General features: G+C 41.2%; 19 protein-coding genes and 3 tRNA genes. 4 read left to right on the forward strand and 18 right to left on the reverse strand.

Translation table 11 applies throughout. The features are described from left to right. Nucleotides 1-11: 11 nt before the first annotated feature. The 18 genes from EMIN_RS07575 to EMIN_RS07660 all read right to left on the reverse strand — a co-directional run bounded on the left by EMIN_RS07575 (nucleotide 12) and on the right by EMIN_RS07660 (nucleotide 11,021). Nucleotides 12-1,655, reverse strand: coding sequence for an acyl-CoA dehydrogenase family protein (locus tag EMIN_RS07575; RefSeq protein WP_012415649.1), 1,644 nt, complete (start codon nucleotides 1,653-1,655; stop codon nucleotides 12-14). A 220-nt stretch (nucleotides 1,656-1,875) separates the two neighbouring features. After that, a complete protein-coding gene (locus EMIN_RS09570) occupies nucleotides 1,876-2,370 on the reverse strand; it encodes a type IV pilin protein (protein ID WP_012415650.1) in 495 nt (164 codons plus the stop codon). Nucleotides 2,371-2,402: 32 nt separating this feature from the next. Further along, entirely contained in the window at nucleotides 2,403-2,879 is a 477-nt protein-coding gene (locus EMIN_RS09575) for a type IV pilin protein (protein ID WP_012415651.1), read from the reverse strand. An 83-nt stretch (nucleotides 2,880-2,962) separates the two neighbouring features. Beyond that, nucleotides 2,963-3,643 carry a 50S ribosomal protein L1 gene (gene rplA, locus EMIN_RS07590; RefSeq protein WP_012415652.1) on the reverse strand — a complete coding sequence of 227 codons (681 nt, stop codon included), beginning with the start codon at nucleotides 3,641-3,643 and terminating at the stop codon, nucleotides 2,963-2,965. 65 nt (nucleotides 3,644-3,708) lie between these two features. Continuing rightward, nucleotides 3,709-4,143 (reverse strand): 50S ribosomal protein L11, encoded by a 435-nt coding sequence (rplK, locus tag EMIN_RS07595; protein ID WP_012415653.1) that lies wholly within the window; start codon nucleotides 4,141-4,143, stop codon nucleotides 3,709-3,711. A gap of 39 nt (nucleotides 4,144-4,182) precedes the next feature. Then, nucleotides 4,183-4,794 (reverse strand): hypothetical protein, encoded by a 612-nt coding sequence (locus EMIN_RS07600; protein WP_012415654.1) that lies wholly within the window; start codon nucleotides 4,792-4,794, stop codon nucleotides 4,183-4,185. 12 nt (nucleotides 4,795-4,806) lie between these two features. Then, nucleotides 4,807-5,343, reverse strand: a complete 537-nt coding sequence (gene nusG, locus EMIN_RS07605; RefSeq protein ID WP_012415655.1) for a transcription termination/antitermination protein NusG — start codon at nucleotides 5,341-5,343, stop codon at nucleotides 4,807-4,809. Nucleotides 5,344-5,346: 3 nt separating this feature from the next. Beyond that, a complete protein-coding gene (gene secE / locus EMIN_RS08650; RefSeq protein ID WP_012415656.1) occupies nucleotides 5,347-5,538 on the reverse strand; it encodes a preprotein translocase subunit SecE in 192 nt (63 codons plus the stop codon). Nucleotides 5,539-5,571: 33 nt separating this feature from the next. After that, a tRNA-Trp gene (locus tag EMIN_RS07615) sits at nucleotides 5,572-5,646 on the reverse strand. Between the two features lie 160 nt (nucleotides 5,647-5,806). Continuing rightward, nucleotides 5,807-5,971, reverse strand: coding sequence for a 50S ribosomal protein L33 (gene rpmG / locus EMIN_RS07620; protein WP_012415657.1), 165 nt, complete (start codon nucleotides 5,969-5,971; stop codon nucleotides 5,807-5,809). A gap of 223 nt (nucleotides 5,972-6,194) precedes the next feature. After that, entirely contained in the window at nucleotides 6,195-6,698 is a 504-nt protein-coding gene (locus EMIN_RS09580; protein ID WP_012415658.1) for a type IV pilin protein, read from the reverse strand. 20 nt (nucleotides 6,699-6,718) lie between these two features. Then, on the reverse strand, nucleotides 6,719-7,471 hold the full coding sequence (hisF, locus tag EMIN_RS07630) for an imidazole glycerol phosphate synthase subunit HisF (protein WP_012415659.1): 753 nt from the start codon (nucleotides 7,469-7,471) through the stop codon (nucleotides 6,719-6,721). A gap of 9 nt (nucleotides 7,472-7,480) precedes the next feature. After that, on the reverse strand, nucleotides 7,481-8,065 hold the full coding sequence (hisH, locus tag EMIN_RS07635) for an imidazole glycerol phosphate synthase subunit HisH (RefSeq protein WP_012415660.1): 585 nt from the start codon (nucleotides 8,063-8,065) through the stop codon (nucleotides 7,481-7,483). A gap of 164 nt (nucleotides 8,066-8,229) precedes the next feature. Continuing rightward, nucleotides 8,230-9,417 (reverse strand): elongation factor Tu, encoded by a 1,188-nt coding sequence (gene tuf / locus EMIN_RS07640; protein WP_012415587.1) that lies wholly within the window; start codon nucleotides 9,415-9,417, stop codon nucleotides 8,230-8,232. Between the two features lie 40 nt (nucleotides 9,418-9,457). Then, nucleotides 9,458-9,530: transfer RNA gene (locus tag EMIN_RS07645), tRNA-Thr, on the reverse strand. 69 nt (nucleotides 9,531-9,599) lie between these two features. Next, a tRNA-Gly gene (locus EMIN_RS07650) sits at nucleotides 9,600-9,670 on the reverse strand. A 103-nt stretch (nucleotides 9,671-9,773) separates the two neighbouring features. Next, nucleotides 9,774-10,385: an outer membrane beta-barrel protein gene (locus EMIN_RS07655; RefSeq protein WP_012415661.1), complete on the reverse strand. Its 612-nt coding sequence runs from the start codon at nucleotides 10,383-10,385 to the stop codon at nucleotides 9,774-9,776. 15 nt (nucleotides 10,386-10,400) lie between these two features. Further along, nucleotides 10,401-11,021: a KdsC family phosphatase gene (locus tag EMIN_RS07660; protein ID WP_012415662.1), complete on the reverse strand. Its 621-nt coding sequence runs from the start codon at nucleotides 11,019-11,021 to the stop codon at nucleotides 10,401-10,403. A gap of 45 nt (nucleotides 11,022-11,066) precedes the next feature. On the opposite strand from EMIN_RS07660, the gene EMIN_RS07665 reads away from it, so the two are divergent. The 4 genes from EMIN_RS07665 to EMIN_RS07680 are packed head-to-tail and all read left to right on the forward strand — an operon-like array spanning nucleotide 11,067 to nucleotide 14,432. After that, nucleotides 11,067-11,753 carry a CsgG/HfaB family protein gene (locus EMIN_RS07665; protein WP_012415663.1) on the forward strand — a complete coding sequence of 229 codons (687 nt, stop codon included), beginning with the start codon at nucleotides 11,067-11,069 and terminating at the stop codon, nucleotides 11,751-11,753. After that, the gene (locus EMIN_RS08810; protein ID WP_012415664.1) at nucleotides 11,740-11,973 is read left to right on the forward strand and encodes a hypothetical protein; all 234 of its coding nucleotides are present in this window, start codon (nucleotides 11,740-11,742) and stop codon (nucleotides 11,971-11,973) included. Before EMIN_RS07665 ends, EMIN_RS08810 begins: the two co-directional genes overlap by 14 nt. Before the next feature lie 3 nt (nucleotides 11,974-11,976). Then, a complete protein-coding gene (gene serS, locus EMIN_RS07675; protein ID WP_012415665.1) occupies nucleotides 11,977-13,251 on the forward strand; it encodes a serine--tRNA ligase in 1,275 nt (424 codons plus the stop codon). After that, complete coding sequence (locus EMIN_RS07680; protein WP_012415666.1) at nucleotides 13,251-14,432, forward strand: tetratricopeptide repeat protein; 1,182 nt, start codon at nucleotides 13,251-13,253, stop codon at nucleotides 14,430-14,432. The genes serS and EMIN_RS07680 overlap by 1 nt, the downstream gene beginning before the upstream one ends. Nucleotides 14,433-14,508 lie beyond the last annotated feature (76 nt).

Genomic DNA, 14,508 nt, shown 5'->3' on the forward strand with positions numbered 1-14,508 from the left:
ATTCTTCTCCCTTATTTTTTGAAAATTTCTTTTAATTTAGCTGACACAATGTCGCTGTCTTCAATAGTGCCGCGCATTTTGTCTTCTATCTCTACAAGGTTTACGTCCTGGCTTAACTGGGCGGCATTACCCGTGCCCGCGCCAATAACGTATTTTAAACCTCTTGTGGCGATATCAAAGGCGCATTCCCTGCCCAACACACGAGACATTGCCTGCAATGTGCCGATATCAAAGCGGCTGCCTTCGGTAACAATGCCTTCGGCGCAGCGTTTAACAAAAACGGCGGCTACTTCCGCGTTAGCTATAAGTTCGCCGAGTTTGAATGTTATAAATTGGTGGCGTGTAAGTTTTTGCAGTCTGCATTCTTCCAAAACTTTGGCAAGAGCTTTAAGCCCCAAAGCCATGCTGTCAGCACCCACATTTGGGTTTTTGGCGTGGGCTGCTTCAAGCTGGGCCGCCATATCAATATAGTATTGCCCGCGGCTCTTTAAATGTTCCTGCCAGCGGCCTCTGTAAATAGTCATTTCCATGACTTCATTTGTGCCTTCATAAATCATGGTAATTTTTACGTCGCGTTTAATTTTTTCAACGGAAAATTCTTTTGTATAACCAAATCCGCCTAAAGCCTGTATAGCGTGTTCAGCGGCGTTATTGCCTTCTTCGGTAGCGTAATATTTTGCTATGGCGCCTTCCGTGGCGAAGCCGTGGTTATTATCATCAAGCATTTTAGCGGTATTGTCAATAAAAGCCCTGGCCGCCTCAAACCTGATATAATGCGGGGTGATAAGCTTAAGCATATAGCCTTGTTTATCAACCAACGGGCCGCCCGCCTGTATACGCTGCTGAGCGTAATGGATTGCGGTTTCAGTCGCTTCTTCACCGGCGCCTAAACCAAAAGCGGCAACCATTAAACGGGTATAACCGAAAACAGCCTGCGCCTGCAATAAGCCCTGTCCTTCTTTAAGGCCTATTAAATTTTCAACGGGAACGTAAACATCGTCAAAAGATAAGCCTGCCGTATTAGAAAGCCTTATACCGTGTTTGTCTTCGTGAGCGTCTGAGGTAAAACCGGGAGTGTTTTTTTCAACAATAAACCAGGAAGGCCCGCCGGGAGCGATAGCAAGAACAGTGTAAATATCAGCCACGCCGCCGTTTGAAATCCACATTTTGCTGCCCGTAATTTTATAACCTTTTAAAGTACCGTCGGGGTTAAGCACGTGTTCTGCGCGAGTTCTTAAAGAAACAAGGTCGCTGCCAGCATCGGCTTCAGTGGCGCCGTAAGCTACCAAAAGCTGTTCTTTGGCTATTTTGCCGAACCACTTTGCTTTTTGCGCTTCGGTACCGCCTACGTTAAGCGGGTCGGAACCTAAAAAAGTGGCAAATACGGAAGTGGCTATGCCAAGATCGATTCTGGCAAGTTCTTCACAAACTCTGTAAATATCGGTAGTGCTGCCGGCTAAACCGCCGTATTCTATGGGAATAAGTAAAAGGTGAACTCCTAAAATTTTAGGGTCATACATCTCTTTTAAAAGAGGCAGGGGAATTTCGTTTTTCGCGTCGTGTTCTCTAATAAAGTTAAACGAAATATTGTCTTTGGCGTAATGTCTTAAGCTGTCTAACATCAAATTACGTGTTGTGACGTCTATTTTTGCCATTATCTTTCTCCGTATAATTTAAATAAAATACAGCATTTTTCTTTACCGGCGGCTTGCTAGCCCCGCGGCAAAATAAAATACCGTATTTTGGTACCTTTATATTTTATCATTTTGGGATAAAGGAAGATAATTTTTTAGGCAGGACTAACTATTAAAGCAATCTTTACGGTTCCGCGAAAACCACAAGTTATATTAAAAACACCTGGTAAATTCCGGGTAGTTAATTCGCAATTGTGTAATATGTCCAAGAACCGGTCTTTTGCCTTTCCTTACCGCCAAGAGTTTTACACAATTTTTCCGCGTTATCTTTATTAAGTTCGGCAAGGCAAATAATTTCGTTTGTGTTGGCATTAAAACATATTTCATATATTACGCTTTGCGGGCTTGTGCCCATAGTGCTTCTTATGCAAGTTATGGAAGTCTCTCTTGTGTCATAATCCCAATATTTTGCCCGGGCGTTATAGGATGTGGTATATGTAACGCCTGAAAGTTCTATATCAAGATCTTCAAACTTAGGCCTGTTGGTTGCTGATATCGCGCCATTTTGCAGCATCCATCTTTGTATGGCGCTGTTTAATGCTTTACCATTGACAAACGCTTCCGTCGCGCGGGCTTTTGCCACAGCGCTATTATACTGGGGCAAAGCTATTGCGGCAAGTATGCCTATTATTAAAACTACAACCAACAATTCTATTAATGTAAAACCTTTTTTCATATTTATTACTAATCCCGCTCAAAACATATAAACTATAACTGATAACATGTAGCCGATGTTGTACTGGAAAAACAAGCCCCCATGGCTATACCGCCCAAAGACTGGCAAAGTTTTTGGCCTTCCTCCGAATATCCTATACAAACCCTGCCGTATGTGTCGTGTATTGTAAGCGAATATTTTGTGCTCATAGGCAACCTGTTAGCGGCGATATGGTCGGATAAAAAAGCGTAGCTGAAATTTTTTGTATTTTTTCTGTTAACTCCGCTGGTTGTTGTATCGGTCCCCGGTATTTCAATTTCTAAAACTTCAAAAGATCCCGCGGCATTTTGGTCCGCAATAGCTAACCGATACATCTTTAATGCGGTATCCATAGCTTTTAAATTTACCCAGGCTTCCGCCGTGCGGGATTTTTCAACAGTTTTTGTATACTGCGGCAAAGCTATCGCCGCAAGTATGCCTATAATTAAAACGACAACCAATAATTCTATTAATGTAAAACCTTTTTTCATATTTATCCCCGAAAGGCTATCTTAGAAAGTATATAAAAAAAAGCGCCTTTTAAAAAGGCGCTTTTTTATGCAAAAGAGTTTACTTAAATTTTGTTTCCGTCCACTCTTACACCGGGACCCATTGTTGAGCTTAAGCTGATGCTCTTAACATACTGGCCTTTAGCGGTGGTGGGTTTAATTCTAAGAATTGTATCAATAATAGCTTTAGCGTTTTGCGCTAATTTATCAGCGTCAAAAGAAGCTTTACCTACTATTGTATGAACAATACCGTAAGCGTCGGCTTTAAATTCGATTCTGCCCGCTTTCAATTCTGAAATAGCTTTTGCAAGATCAAATGTAACCGTTCCGCTTTTCGGGTTAGGCATTAAACCGCGGGGGCCTAAAACTTTTGCCGCTTTGGATAAGTCTTTCATTGTATCAGGCGTGGCTAATAAAACGTCAAAATTGATAACGCCTTTCATAACGTCTTCAATAATATCGTCTCCGCCTACGAGATCAGCGCCTGCTTCCTGCGCTTCTTTCGCTTTTTCGCCTTTAGCTACTACGGCTATTTTTTTGGTTTTACCGGTGCCATTGGGAAGCACTACCGTGCTTCTTACCTGCTGGTCCGCTTTTCTTGTGTCAATACCCAACGCAATGTGAAGTTCAACCGTTTCGTCAAACTTTGCTTTAGCGTTTTCTTTTACTAATGCGGCCGCTTCAGAAACTGAATAAAGTTTCTTAACGTCAATATTTTTTCTGGCCGCGTCAATTCTTTTTGCCATATTTTCTCCTTATTAAAGGTCTAACGAAGTATTTCTACCTCTTCCTCTGCTCCGCGTAACGGAGATTAACCTGCTATATCCACACCCATGCTTCTTGCCGTGCCTTTAACCATTTCAGCCGCTTGTTTAACGTCTTTTGTGTTAAGGTCGGGAAGTTTTTCCGCGGCGATTTCTTCACATTGTTTTTGTGTAAGTTTGCCGACTTTGTCTTTATGGGGTGTTCCTGAGCCTTTGGCAATGCCTAATTTTTTAATGATAAGCGTGGCCATAGGCGGTGTTTTTGTAATGAAAGAGAAAGATCTGTCTTCATAAACTGTTATGACTACAGGAATCTTAATCCCTTTTTCTGCTTTTGCGGTTTTAGCGTTAAACTGCTTGCAGAATTCCATGATGTTAACACCATGCTGGCCCAATGCGGGACCAACCGGGGGTGCGGGGTTAGCCGCGCCTGCGGGAATTTGCAGTTTAATATAACCTTTTATTTTCTTCTCTTTTGCCATATTATTTAACTGACTCCTTAATTACTACTTCAAATTTTGTTACGGAAGCGCCGTTCTGTAATAACCCAAAGAATCCGCTTCCGCTTCCGTTAAATCTTTGCCCGATAAAAAGCCGCATATCGATATAAACGCGTCATTATCTTTAGATTCGCAAACTTTACGCATTTGCGCGTTATCATAATTTTTAGCGTAAGGTGCGGTAAAGTGTATTCTGTATACATCATTACCGTCAATCTTTCTTACCATGGCCGGGCCGTCCGAGTAAATCTCGGTTTTAAAACCCGTTAAATCGTAAAATTCACCCAAATCTTTTACTCTGGTTGGCGCCCTTCCTTTACTTTTATGGTAAGAAACAGCGTCAAGCAGCATTAAATCAACCTTTGAATAAGCGGCTAAAGCCAAATCTCTTTCATGCGCGGAAGCCGCAATAACTTTTTTTACCTCAACAATGGGTTCGGCCTTTTCCGCGTCTAACGCAGACTGCTCGTCGGCTTTTAATTCTTTAATTTCGTTTTCAAGAGCTTCTATTTTAGCGTTTAAAGCAACAATTTCACTTTTTAAAGTCTGCGAGGCGGAGTCGTCCGTCTTGTATAAATTTATACAACCGCCTAAAAACAAACTTAATGCTAAAACCGCCGTTAATTTCTTCATAAAAACCTTAAACTAGCTGATTTTTTCAACTTGCAAGAAGTCTAACTCAACCGGGGTTGAACGGTCAAAAACGTTAACCATGATTTTAAGTTTTGTTTTTTGGTTATTAACTTCCTGCACAACACCGATAAAATGTTTAAAAGGACCTTCCGTAATGCGTACGTTTTCGCCCGCTTCAAATTCAATTACGTGTTTGGGTTTGCCGCTGCCGGGTTGGGTAAGATCTAAAATAGCGGCAATTTCTTCTTCCGGTAACGGGACCGGGTTAGGGTCGCCCAAAAAGCCGGTAACGCCCGAAACATTGCGTATAAACCAATACGCTTCGCTGGTTAAATCCATTTCAACCAAAACATAGCTGGGGAAAAACTTTCTTTTCCTTTGCACTTTTTTGTTTTGTTTTACTTCAACAACATCTTCCGTAGGAACTAAAACCTGAAAAATCCTGTCGCCAAAATTTTGTGTTTCGACCTGAAGAAGGATTTTTTCCCTAACCTTGTCTTCATGTCCCGTTTGAGTATGTACAATGTACCAAGCCTTATTTTCAGACATAGATTACGCCCCCCTGTTAACAAGAGCGCCGATGGCTTTCGCAAGACCCCAGTCAATAGCAAAAACATAAATAGCCGCCAGAAAAACAACAATCCCTACTAAGATTGTGGACTGTACAACTTCCTGTCTGCTAAGCCATTTGGATTTTTTAAGTTCAGCATACGCTTCATGGGAAAATTTAATTATTTTATTCATTTTTTTCTCTCTTGCCGTTAAGGTTTTTAAATCTGGCAGGAGCGGAAGGACTCGAACCTTCAGTCCTGGTTTTGGAGACCAGTGGTTTACCAGTTAACCGACGCTCCCATTTTTGTTTAAGAAATCCACAAAAATGAATTTTGACCGTTTTGCCTTTGTCAAAAACACATCTTGTCAAAATCTACTTCTTTTATCTCCGCTTTTTAAAGCGGATTATCATTTTCAAACTTTAAATCTAAAAACTTCTTAACCAACATTGGCCCCGCCTTTAGTTAGCTTTGCCTTCTTTATGTTTTGTTGATTTGCCGCAAGCTTTGCAAAATTTGTTGAGTTCAAGTTTAAATTCTTTCTTTTTGCCGCGCGCATAATAATAGTTTTTATTTTTGCATTCCGTGCAGGCTAATAATATAGTTTGTCTTTCTTTGCTGGCCATAATTTCCTCTTTATTTAAGTACCCTTACAAACGGGCGTTTAGTTTAATTTGTCTATACAAATTTTTTGTCTAGCAAGGAATAAACTCCCTTGAGGGCCCGTTTTATATTTTATAAAACCTGTCCTCTCAGAAGCATTTATATAAGGAGTGTAGCAAGCACCCCTATCCCTACCAGTCCTAAATATTATAACAAAATTAACGAAAAAAGAATATCTTCTTTTAATTATTGCAATTTGAAAGCGCTGTGGTTTGCCGTGTCTTTACTTGGGAATTCAGTGCCTCCTAATGTTTTGCATACCGATTCCTGAAAATCAACATTGGCGCCCGCTTTATGGGAATAACAGTAGATTTGCCCGTCCCTGTGATAGTGAAGCTGCATGCCGGCTATAGGCCCGGCCGAAGCTCTGGGAACAATTCTTATAAATTTACCGCCGTTACCTATTTCATAGGACATTTTATTATGGGTTATATGATCAAGCGCATGCTCGTTTGCCCCGGTGTTTACCGCGCCTTGTAATTCTATATCCAGACTTTCAAAAGTAGGGCTTTCCGAGGTCATAAGATAATGCCTTTCTAAAGCCAGCATAAAAGCTTTGCCGTTAACCATAGCCTCCGCCATGCGCGACTTCGCGACCGCTTTATTATACTGCGGCAACGCTATAGCGGCTAAAATACCTATTATTAAAACAACCACTAACAACTCTATCAGTGTGAATCCTTTTTTCATATAACACCTCTGGTAACTGTCTATCTTACAACAATTCGGTTGCCGCGTAAATATGTTTTTAGTTCACTGATATCTATTTCGCCAAAATGGAAAACGCTTGCTGCAAGAGCCGCGTCGGCGTGTCCTAGCAAAAAGACATCTTTAAAATGTTCTTTGCTGCCGGCTCCGCCGGAAGCTATTACGGGAATATTAACAATTTGCCCTAATTTCGCAAGGGCTTCATTGGCAAAACCAGTTTTAACGCCGTCATGGTTCATGCTTGTAAAAAGTATTTCGCCCGCGCCAAGATTTTCAGCCTCTTTTGCCCAGACAAAGAGATCTTTACCTGTATCAATTCTGCCGCCGTTAAGATAACAGGTCCACTTTCCGTTGTTTTCTTTAGCGTCAATGGCGCATACGCATACCTGCGAGCCGAAATTTTTTGCTATTTCAGTAATAAAATTAGGGTTTTTTAACGCTGACGAGTTTAGTGAAACCTTATCCGCCCCCGCGGCAAGTAAAGCGGAAACGTCTTCTAACTCCCGCACTCCCCCGCCTATTGTAAAAGGAATGTTCACTTCAGCCGCCACGCGCCTTGCTAAATCAGTTAAAGTTTTTCTTTTTTCATGGGATGCGGTAATGTCTAAAAAAACAATTTCGTCCGCGCCTTTTCTGCTGTACTCGGCCGCAAGGGCAACAGGGTCGCCCGCATCGCGGAAGTTAATAAAGTTAACCCCTTTAACGGTTTTGCCGTCTTTAACGTCAAGACACGGTATTATTCTTTTAGCTAACATTTTTGCCTGTTACAAATATATAAAATTTTTTAAAATCCGTTCGCCCGCGTCGCCGCTTTTTTCGGGATGGAACTGCGTGGCGTAAAAATTATTTTTATTTAAAGCAGCGCTGAAAGGTAAAATATATTCCGCCGAGGCTATTGTATCCGTCCCCAAAGAAACGTAATAGCTGTGAACAAAGTATACGTATTCGTTCTCAAGCGTTTTGTTAAAAAGAGGCTCTTTTACCTTGGTAATATTATTCCAACCCATGTGAGGTATTTTTAAAGAACCTGCCGGAAATTTTTGTACATCTTCATCAAAAATGCCTAAGCACTCAACATTTCCCTCTTCAGATTTTTTACACATGAGCTGCATTCCTAAGCAAATACCCAAAACAGGCTGCTTAAGATTTTTTATAAAAAAATCCAAATTTTTTGCTTTTAAATAACGCATGGTTGTGCCCGCCTCGCCGACTCCGGGGAAAATCACTTTATCCGCTGAGGAAATAATATTTTTATCATCGGTAATAACAGCCTCAACGCCTATTCTTTTAAGCGCCGAAGTTACGGAAAAAATATTGCCCGCATTATATTTTATTATCACTACTTTCATATATATATTCTATAAAATAAAAAGAACAGCCCCCGATATACTTATGAAATTTCCCCGCCTTACGGTAGGGGTGTTCTGCAAGGTATTCATAAATATTTTTTTTTGATAAAAAACCCCGCTCCTGCTATAGGCGCGGGGTTCTCTTTCCTTCTTTTCTTAAACTCTTACTCGATAACTTTTGTTACTACGCCGGCGCCTACTGTCCTGCCGCCTTCTCTTATCGCGAATCTTAAGCCTTCTTCCATCGCCACAGGCGTAATCAACGTTACTTCTATCTCCGCGTTATCTCCAGGCATTATCATATCGCCCGCAAATTTCAATTCGCCAGTAACGTCCGTTGTTCTAAAGTAAAACTGAGGTTTATATCCTGGTGTCAACGGCGTATGTCTGCCACCTTCATCCTTCTTCAAAATATATACCTGACCTTTGAACTTTGTGTGCGGTTTGATTGACTTAGGAGCCGCTAATACCTGACCTCTTTCAATCTGGTTCTTTTCTACGCCTCTAAGCAATACCCCTACGTTATCGCCAGCCTCTCCCTGATCTAATAACTTACGGAACATTTCTATACCCGTAGCTACCGTGTTCATCGTGTCTCTAAAACCGATTATCTCTATCGTATCGCCTACTTTTACCACACCTCTTTCAATTCTGCCCGTAGCCACTGTTCCGCGCCCCGTAATCGAAAATACGTCTTCTACCGCCATCAAAAACGGCTTGTCCGTTTCTCTCTTCGGCTCAGGTATCCATGTGTCAAGCGCTTCCAATAATGCTTTTATCGAAGGTTCCCCTATAGGTGAACTGTCCCCTTCTATCGCTTTTAACGCGGATCCTCTGATTATCGGCGTATTGTCTCCGTCAAATTCATATTTGCTTAACAAATCTCTGATTTCCATTTCAACTAAGTCCAATAACTCCGCGTCCGCTAAGTCTACTTTGTTTAAAAATACCACAAGCTTTGGTACGTTAACCTGTTTCGCTAACAATACGTGCTCTCTCGTCTGCGGCATAGGACCGTCTTGCGCCGATACTACCAATATCGCACCGTCCATCTGCGCCGCTCCCGTTATCATGTTCTTAATATAATCAGCGTGTCCCGGACAGTCTATGTGCGCATAATGCCTTTTGTCCGATTCATATTCTACGTGTGATACCGCCACCGTAACAATCTTTGAAGCGTCTCTTACTACGCCCCCTTTCGCTATGTCAGCATATCCCATCTCTTTAGCTTTCCCTTCTTTCGCTAATACCTTCGTCAATGCTGTCGTCAATGTCGTTTTACCGTGGTCAACGTGACCGATCGTGCCTACGTTAACGTGCGGCTTTGTTCTTACAAACTTTTCTTTAGCCATTTTAATTTCTCCTGTCTAGACTTTTGAATTCAAATTTAAAAGCTGGGAATGGGAATCGAACCCACGACCTTCTCCTTACCATGGAGATGCTCTACCAGCTGAGCTATCCCAGCATAACGCCTCTCTTTAAACAGAGAAGCCTGTCTTCGCGGGAAAGCAGTTCTTACCGCGAATAAAATTCAAGCGGGCGATGGGAATCGAACCCACGTCATTAGTTTGGAAAACTAAGGTTCTGCCATTGAACTACGCCCGCATGGACGTTAGAATATTATACTAAATAATTTTAGTTTTGTTGTTTTTTACAAGTACAAAACAAAATCCCCGGTTTTTTTACCCGGGGATTTTTTAAGGTTAAGTTAAAATCTCGCGCCGAGTTTTAAAAGCAAGTTAAACGAGTCAAACTTATCGTTGTTAGCGAATTTGTCTTTATCTAAAGGCATATAGAAATATCTGCCTTCAATGCCCATGGTCCATACGGGGCTTAAATCAAATTCAAAGCCCACGCCTGCGAGAAAAGAAAATGTTGTTTCATGCGCTTTGTCTGTCATTCCCAAGGCTTTAGCTTCGGCCTCAAATCTGCTTACGCCCGCGCCGAAGGGAATGTAAAGGCGGGTGGCTTCTTCGGCAAAAAAGTTAGCCCTGCCTACCACATGCGCGCTCATAACGTTTGAATTTAATTTAGTCAAGTTATTATCGAATTTATTATCCCCGTGGGTCGCGTAGCTTACATCAAGACCTACTGAAAAAGCGGGAACTACCGTTCTTATAATTTCCGCGCCGAAAATGGGGCCCGTTTCACCGGGGGCTTCGTCAAAATTACCGATACCATAATCAAAGGTCCAATCCTGAGGCATGCTGATACCGCCGTAAACGCCTATACGGGTTTGTCCCGCTTCAAGGCCGCCGTCTATCCCCGCCATAACGTTGACAGCCGCAAACATAAGGCATAATGCCAATATTTTTTTCATTTAGTTAAACCTCCGTTAGTTTTTTAACTTCTCTAAATCTTCTCTTGAAAATATATGCTGCTCATTAAATTTACTGGGCATAAAAATGCCGTTTTCAAGATTTTCCAAAAACAAATCCCATTTACCCTGGGCGCGCAAAATAAGTTCGCACACCTCACGTATGGCCCCGCGTCCGCCGTAATTTTTTGTATGGTAATGGGCTATGCTAAAAACATCCTCGGCAGAATTTGGAACAACACATGAAAGCCCAACTCTTTTTAAAACAGGCAGGTCAATAACATCATCGCCCACAAAGGCCATTTCTTCATAAGATATGCCTGAAAGTTTTTGCAAATGCTCTAAAGGAGCCCGCTTTGCGAAAGTGCTGTGGTATATATAGTTAAAACCAGTGTTTCGCACGAAATTAAGACTCGCGTCTATAACCCCGCCGGTAATTATGGCCGTTTGAATACCGCATCCTTTAAGCGCAAGCAGACCTACTCCGTCCAATGAATAAAATTTTTTTATTTCCAACGGGTTCTTTTTGTCCCCTTCCCAGTTAAAAAACTGCAGGCTGCCGTCCGTAAGAACGCCGTCAACGTCAGTTACAAGCATTTTTACCTTTTCCGCTCTTTTTGTTATGTCGCTTTTTCTCATAATATAGATTATATCTTAATAAAAAGTTATATAATACTTTTATATATGAAAAAAATATTGTTTTCAGGTATAGTTTCTTGCCTACTTCTTTTTGGCTGCGCAACCAAAACGGTAATAAGCCAGGATTACGATTTTAAAAACGTAAAAAGAATAGGTATTATGGCCTTTGATTCCCCCTGGCAAAGTTTTACCGGGGCCGAAAATTTATTTGCCAAATACTTGCTTGAAAACGGATTTACAATTATTGAAAGAGCTAAAATAGAGCAAGTGCTGCAAGAACACAATTTATCAATAACGGGATACCTTTCACCTGAAACAACAAAAATGTTGGGTAAAATTTTAGGCGTTGATTTGCTGCTTATGGGTGAAATTACTTCATATACCCCCGAGAAAAAAACTTTAACAATGGTAGAAACCCGCAACTACAGAACTGAGCCTGTTTTCAGCACGCAAATGGTAAAAAAACCTGACGGCTCCGTAGTGGCCACTTCAAGGCCCTCAGGACAAAGGGTAACAAACCAGCGTGAGGTTACCCCCACAGAATACACCATAAGCGCGCAGGTTGGCGTGATAGCCAAACTTGTTGACGTTGAAACAGCCGAAGTTGTATGGATAGGAACAGACACCGCGCAAGATTACAGTTCTCTTTCCGCAGTGGACAGCATTGCCAAAAGGCTTATTAAAAGCTTTACAAAAGAATTAGAGAAACAACAAAAAAATGCAAGAAGATAATTATTCGCCGGCACTCTCGTTTTTAAGAGGCCTTACCCGAGCTACGGTAATGTTTATTTTATTATTGGCCTTTTTGTTTACAATAAGCCAAACTTCCGTATGTCCGCCTAATTTAAAAGTAGTTATTGATTTTACTTTTGAATCCGCCGTAAAAGCGGCCGAACCTTTAAAAAACCATTTTCCAAAACCGATAACGACACAAAACCATATTACGGAGTAAACTATGTTAGACATTAAATTATTCGCAAATGACTTAGAAGGGGTAAAAAAATCTCTTGCTTCAAGAAATCCGGCCTTGCTTACTTTAGTTGGCGAAATAACTGAGCTTAATAAAACATATAAAGAACTTTTAACAAGTGTTGAAAATATGAGGGCAAAAAGAAACGAACTTTCTAAATCAGTAGGCATTTTAAAACAAAAAGACCCTGCCGCCGCTGAAGAAGCGATGAAAGAAGTTTCTTTGATTAAAACAGGTATGTCCGAAAAAGAAAACATGCTTGAGGAAATTAAAAAAAAGATTAGTAATACCATGCTTAATATCCCCAACATGCCGGACCCTTCGGTAACAATAGGTAAAGATGAAAAAGATAATAAAGAAATCCGCAAAGACGGCGCGGCGCCTTCTTTTTCCTTTAAACCTTTAGACCACCACGCCGTGGGTGAAAAACTTGGCATTTTAGATTTTGAAACGGCTGCTGTATTATCCGGAAGCCGCTTTGCCCTTTTAAAAGGTGACGGAGCCAGGCTTGAACGCGCTTTAATAAGTTATATGTTAGATAAGCACGCAAAAAAAGGATATACCGAAGTTGTGCCGCCTTCAATAGTTAATGAAGAAATTTTAATAGGCACCGGACAGCTGCCTAAGTTTAGGGAAGATATGTACGCCCTTGAAGGCGAGCCTAAACAATTTTTAATTTCCACCGCAGAGATTCCTTTAACCAACATGAACAGGGGTAAAGTTTTGCAGGAAGCCGAACTTCCCGTAAAGCTTACTGCAGGCACGCCCTGTTTTAGGAAAGAGGCGGGTACCTACGGCAAAGACACCAGAGGACTTATACGAAACCACCAGTTTGATAAAGTTGAGCTTGTTATGATATCAAACTCAAACGATTCTTTTAACCTGTTAGAAGCAATGACTGCCGACGCTGAGGATGTTTTAAAAGGCTTAGGCCTAGCTTACCGCACTGTTGAACTTTGCACGGGGGATATGGGGTTTAGCTCGGCAAAAACATATGATATAGAAGTTTGGATGCCAAGCGAAAACAAATACCGCGAAATTTCTTCCTGCTCGAATTGCACTTCTTTCCAAGCGCGCAGAATGAATTTACGCTATAAAAATGCCGAAGGTAAAATAGAGTTTGTCCATACGCTTAACGGAAGCGGCGTAGCCGTAGGCCGCGCTCTTGCCGCTATCCTTGAAAACTACCAGCAGGAAGACGGCTCCGTAATAGTGCCTGAAGCATTAAGACCTTATTTCGGTAAAGATATAATAAAATAATGAAGAAAATTTTAAGTATATTTTTTCTTACTTTGTGCGTGTCCTTATTCGCGCAAGACAAGAAAGATATTGAAAAAGACATTATCAAATATGGCGGCGCGGGCATACGCGCGGTCTATAACCTGGACTTTCCTACCGCACAAAAAAATATAGATATCGCTTTTCAAAAATACCCCAACCACCCGTACGCTCATTTTGGCAACATGCTTATAGCCTGGGGAAGGTTTACTTATGAATTTGAAAAAAGCGACCCGGAACAGAAAAAGATTTTTGAGTCAGTCCTTTCCTCTTCCATAAACGGGATTAACATTTGGCTTAAGGATAACCCAAAAGATCCAACCGCCTTTATGGCCCTGGGCGGAGCATACGGGTTAAAAGGCATGTTCGCTATGGACAACAAAAACTGGGTTACGGCATATTTTTCAGCCAAAAAGGGAATAAGTTATATGCGAAAAGCGCTTGAAGCGGACCCGGAATTTTATGACGCCTACTTCGGCCTTGGCATATATGAATATTACACGGGCACGCTGCCTTCCGTAATTAAAGTTTTGGCTAAAATAGTGGCTATAAAAGGGAATCAGACAAAAGGCATTGAATATTTAAATATTTCCAAAGAAAAAGGACAGTTCACCTCTGACTCTTCAAAACTTATGTTAGTTGAAATATATAATAACAGGCTTTCACAGTTTTATAACCCGCAAGAATCACTTATGTATATAAGAACTGTTTCCAACAAATATCCGGCAAATCCGCTTATGCCTTTTGTTGAAATTATAACGGAATTTGAAAATAAAAACTATGATATTGTCATTAAAAAAGCCAAGACTTTTATAAATAAAATAGGCGCTGCTCCTTTCTATACAACTATGTATATTCCCCGTTCGTATACCGCTATAGGCACGGCGCAAATGGCTAAGGGAGAATGGGAACAGGCATTAAAAACATTTGAAAACGCCAAAGCTATTTCTTTTAACAAAAGTGAACCTACCAGATGGGCGGTTTGGAATTTAATAAGATTAGGACAGTGCTATGACGCATTAGGGCAAAGGGAAAAAGCCTTATCCACATATAGAATGGTAACAGCTATGCCAAACACCTGGGAGCTTAATGACGAGGCTAAAAAATTTATAAAAACCCCGTTTACCAAAGAAACCGCGCTCGGCCCGCTGCCCCCTCTTTAAGATACAGCAATAAACCCCTATTAAAAGAAGATTGTCAATATAGTAAAAAACCCCGAGCTTAAGCCCGGGGTTTTTT

The organism is Elusimicrobium minutum Pei191, from assembly GCF_000020145.1.
GTDB classification, from domain to species: Bacteria; Elusimicrobiota; Elusimicrobia; order Elusimicrobiales; family Elusimicrobiaceae; genus Elusimicrobium; species Elusimicrobium minutum.

Bases quoted from the DNA above. Each gene is read 5' to 3' on its own strand.
- EMIN_RS07575 (WP_012415649.1), bottom strand. From the start codon at position 1,655: ATGGCAAAAATAGACGTCACAACACGTAATTTGATGTTAGACAGCTTA.
- EMIN_RS09570 (WP_012415650.1), bottom strand. From the start codon at position 2,370: ATGAAAAAAGGTTTTACATTAATAGAATTGTTGGTTGTAGTTTTAATA.
- EMIN_RS09575 (WP_012415651.1), bottom strand. From the start codon at position 2,879: ATGAAAAAAGGTTTTACATTAATAGAATTATTGGTTGTCGTTTTAATT.
- rplA (WP_012415652.1), bottom strand. From the start codon at position 3,643: ATGGCAAAAAGAATTGACGCGGCCAGAAAAAATATTGACGTTAAGAAA.
- rplK (WP_012415653.1), bottom strand. From the start codon at position 4,143: ATGGCAAAAGAGAAGAAAATAAAAGGTTATATTAAACTGCAAATTCCC.
- EMIN_RS07600 (WP_012415654.1), bottom strand. From the start codon at position 4,794: ATGAAGAAATTAACGGCGGTTTTAGCATTAAGTTTGTTTTTAGGCGGT.
- nusG (WP_012415655.1), bottom strand. From the start codon at position 5,343: ATGTCTGAAAATAAGGCTTGGTACATTGTACATACTCAAACGGGACAT.
- secE (WP_012415656.1), bottom strand. From the start codon at position 5,538: ATGAATAAAATAATTAAATTTTCCCATGAAGCGTATGCTGAACTTAAA.
- rpmG (WP_012415657.1), bottom strand. From the start codon at position 5,971: ATGGCCAGCAAAGAAAGACAAACTATATTATTAGCCTGCACGGAATGC.
- EMIN_RS09580 (WP_012415658.1), bottom strand. From the start codon at position 6,698: ATGAAAAAAGGATTCACACTGATAGAGTTGTTAGTGGTTGTTTTAATA.
- hisF (WP_012415659.1), bottom strand. From the start codon at position 7,471: ATGTTAGCTAAAAGAATAATACCGTGTCTTGACGTTAAAGACGGCAAA.
- hisH (WP_012415660.1), bottom strand. From the start codon at position 8,065: ATGAAAGTAGTGATAATAAAATATAATGCGGGCAATATTTTTTCCGTA.
- tuf (WP_012415587.1), bottom strand. From the start codon at position 9,417: ATGGCTAAAGAAAAGTTTGTAAGAACAAAGCCGCACGTTAACGTAGGC.
- EMIN_RS07655 (WP_012415661.1), bottom strand. From the start codon at position 10,385: ATGAAAAAAATATTGGCATTATGCCTTATGTTTGCGGCTGTCAACGTT.
- EMIN_RS07660 (WP_012415662.1), bottom strand. From the start codon at position 11,021: ATGAGAAAAAGCGACATAACAAAAAGAGCGGAAAAGGTAAAAATGCTT.
- EMIN_RS07665 (WP_012415663.1), top strand. From the start codon at position 11,067: ATGAAAAAAATATTGTTTTCAGGTATAGTTTCTTGCCTACTTCTTTTT.
- EMIN_RS08810 (WP_012415664.1), top strand. From the start codon at position 11,740: ATGCAAGAAGATAATTATTCGCCGGCACTCTCGTTTTTAAGAGGCCTT.
- serS (WP_012415665.1), top strand. From the start codon at position 11,977: ATGTTAGACATTAAATTATTCGCAAATGACTTAGAAGGGGTAAAAAAA.
- EMIN_RS07680 (WP_012415666.1), top strand. From the start codon at position 13,251: ATGAAGAAAATTTTAAGTATATTTTTTCTTACTTTGTGCGTGTCCTTA.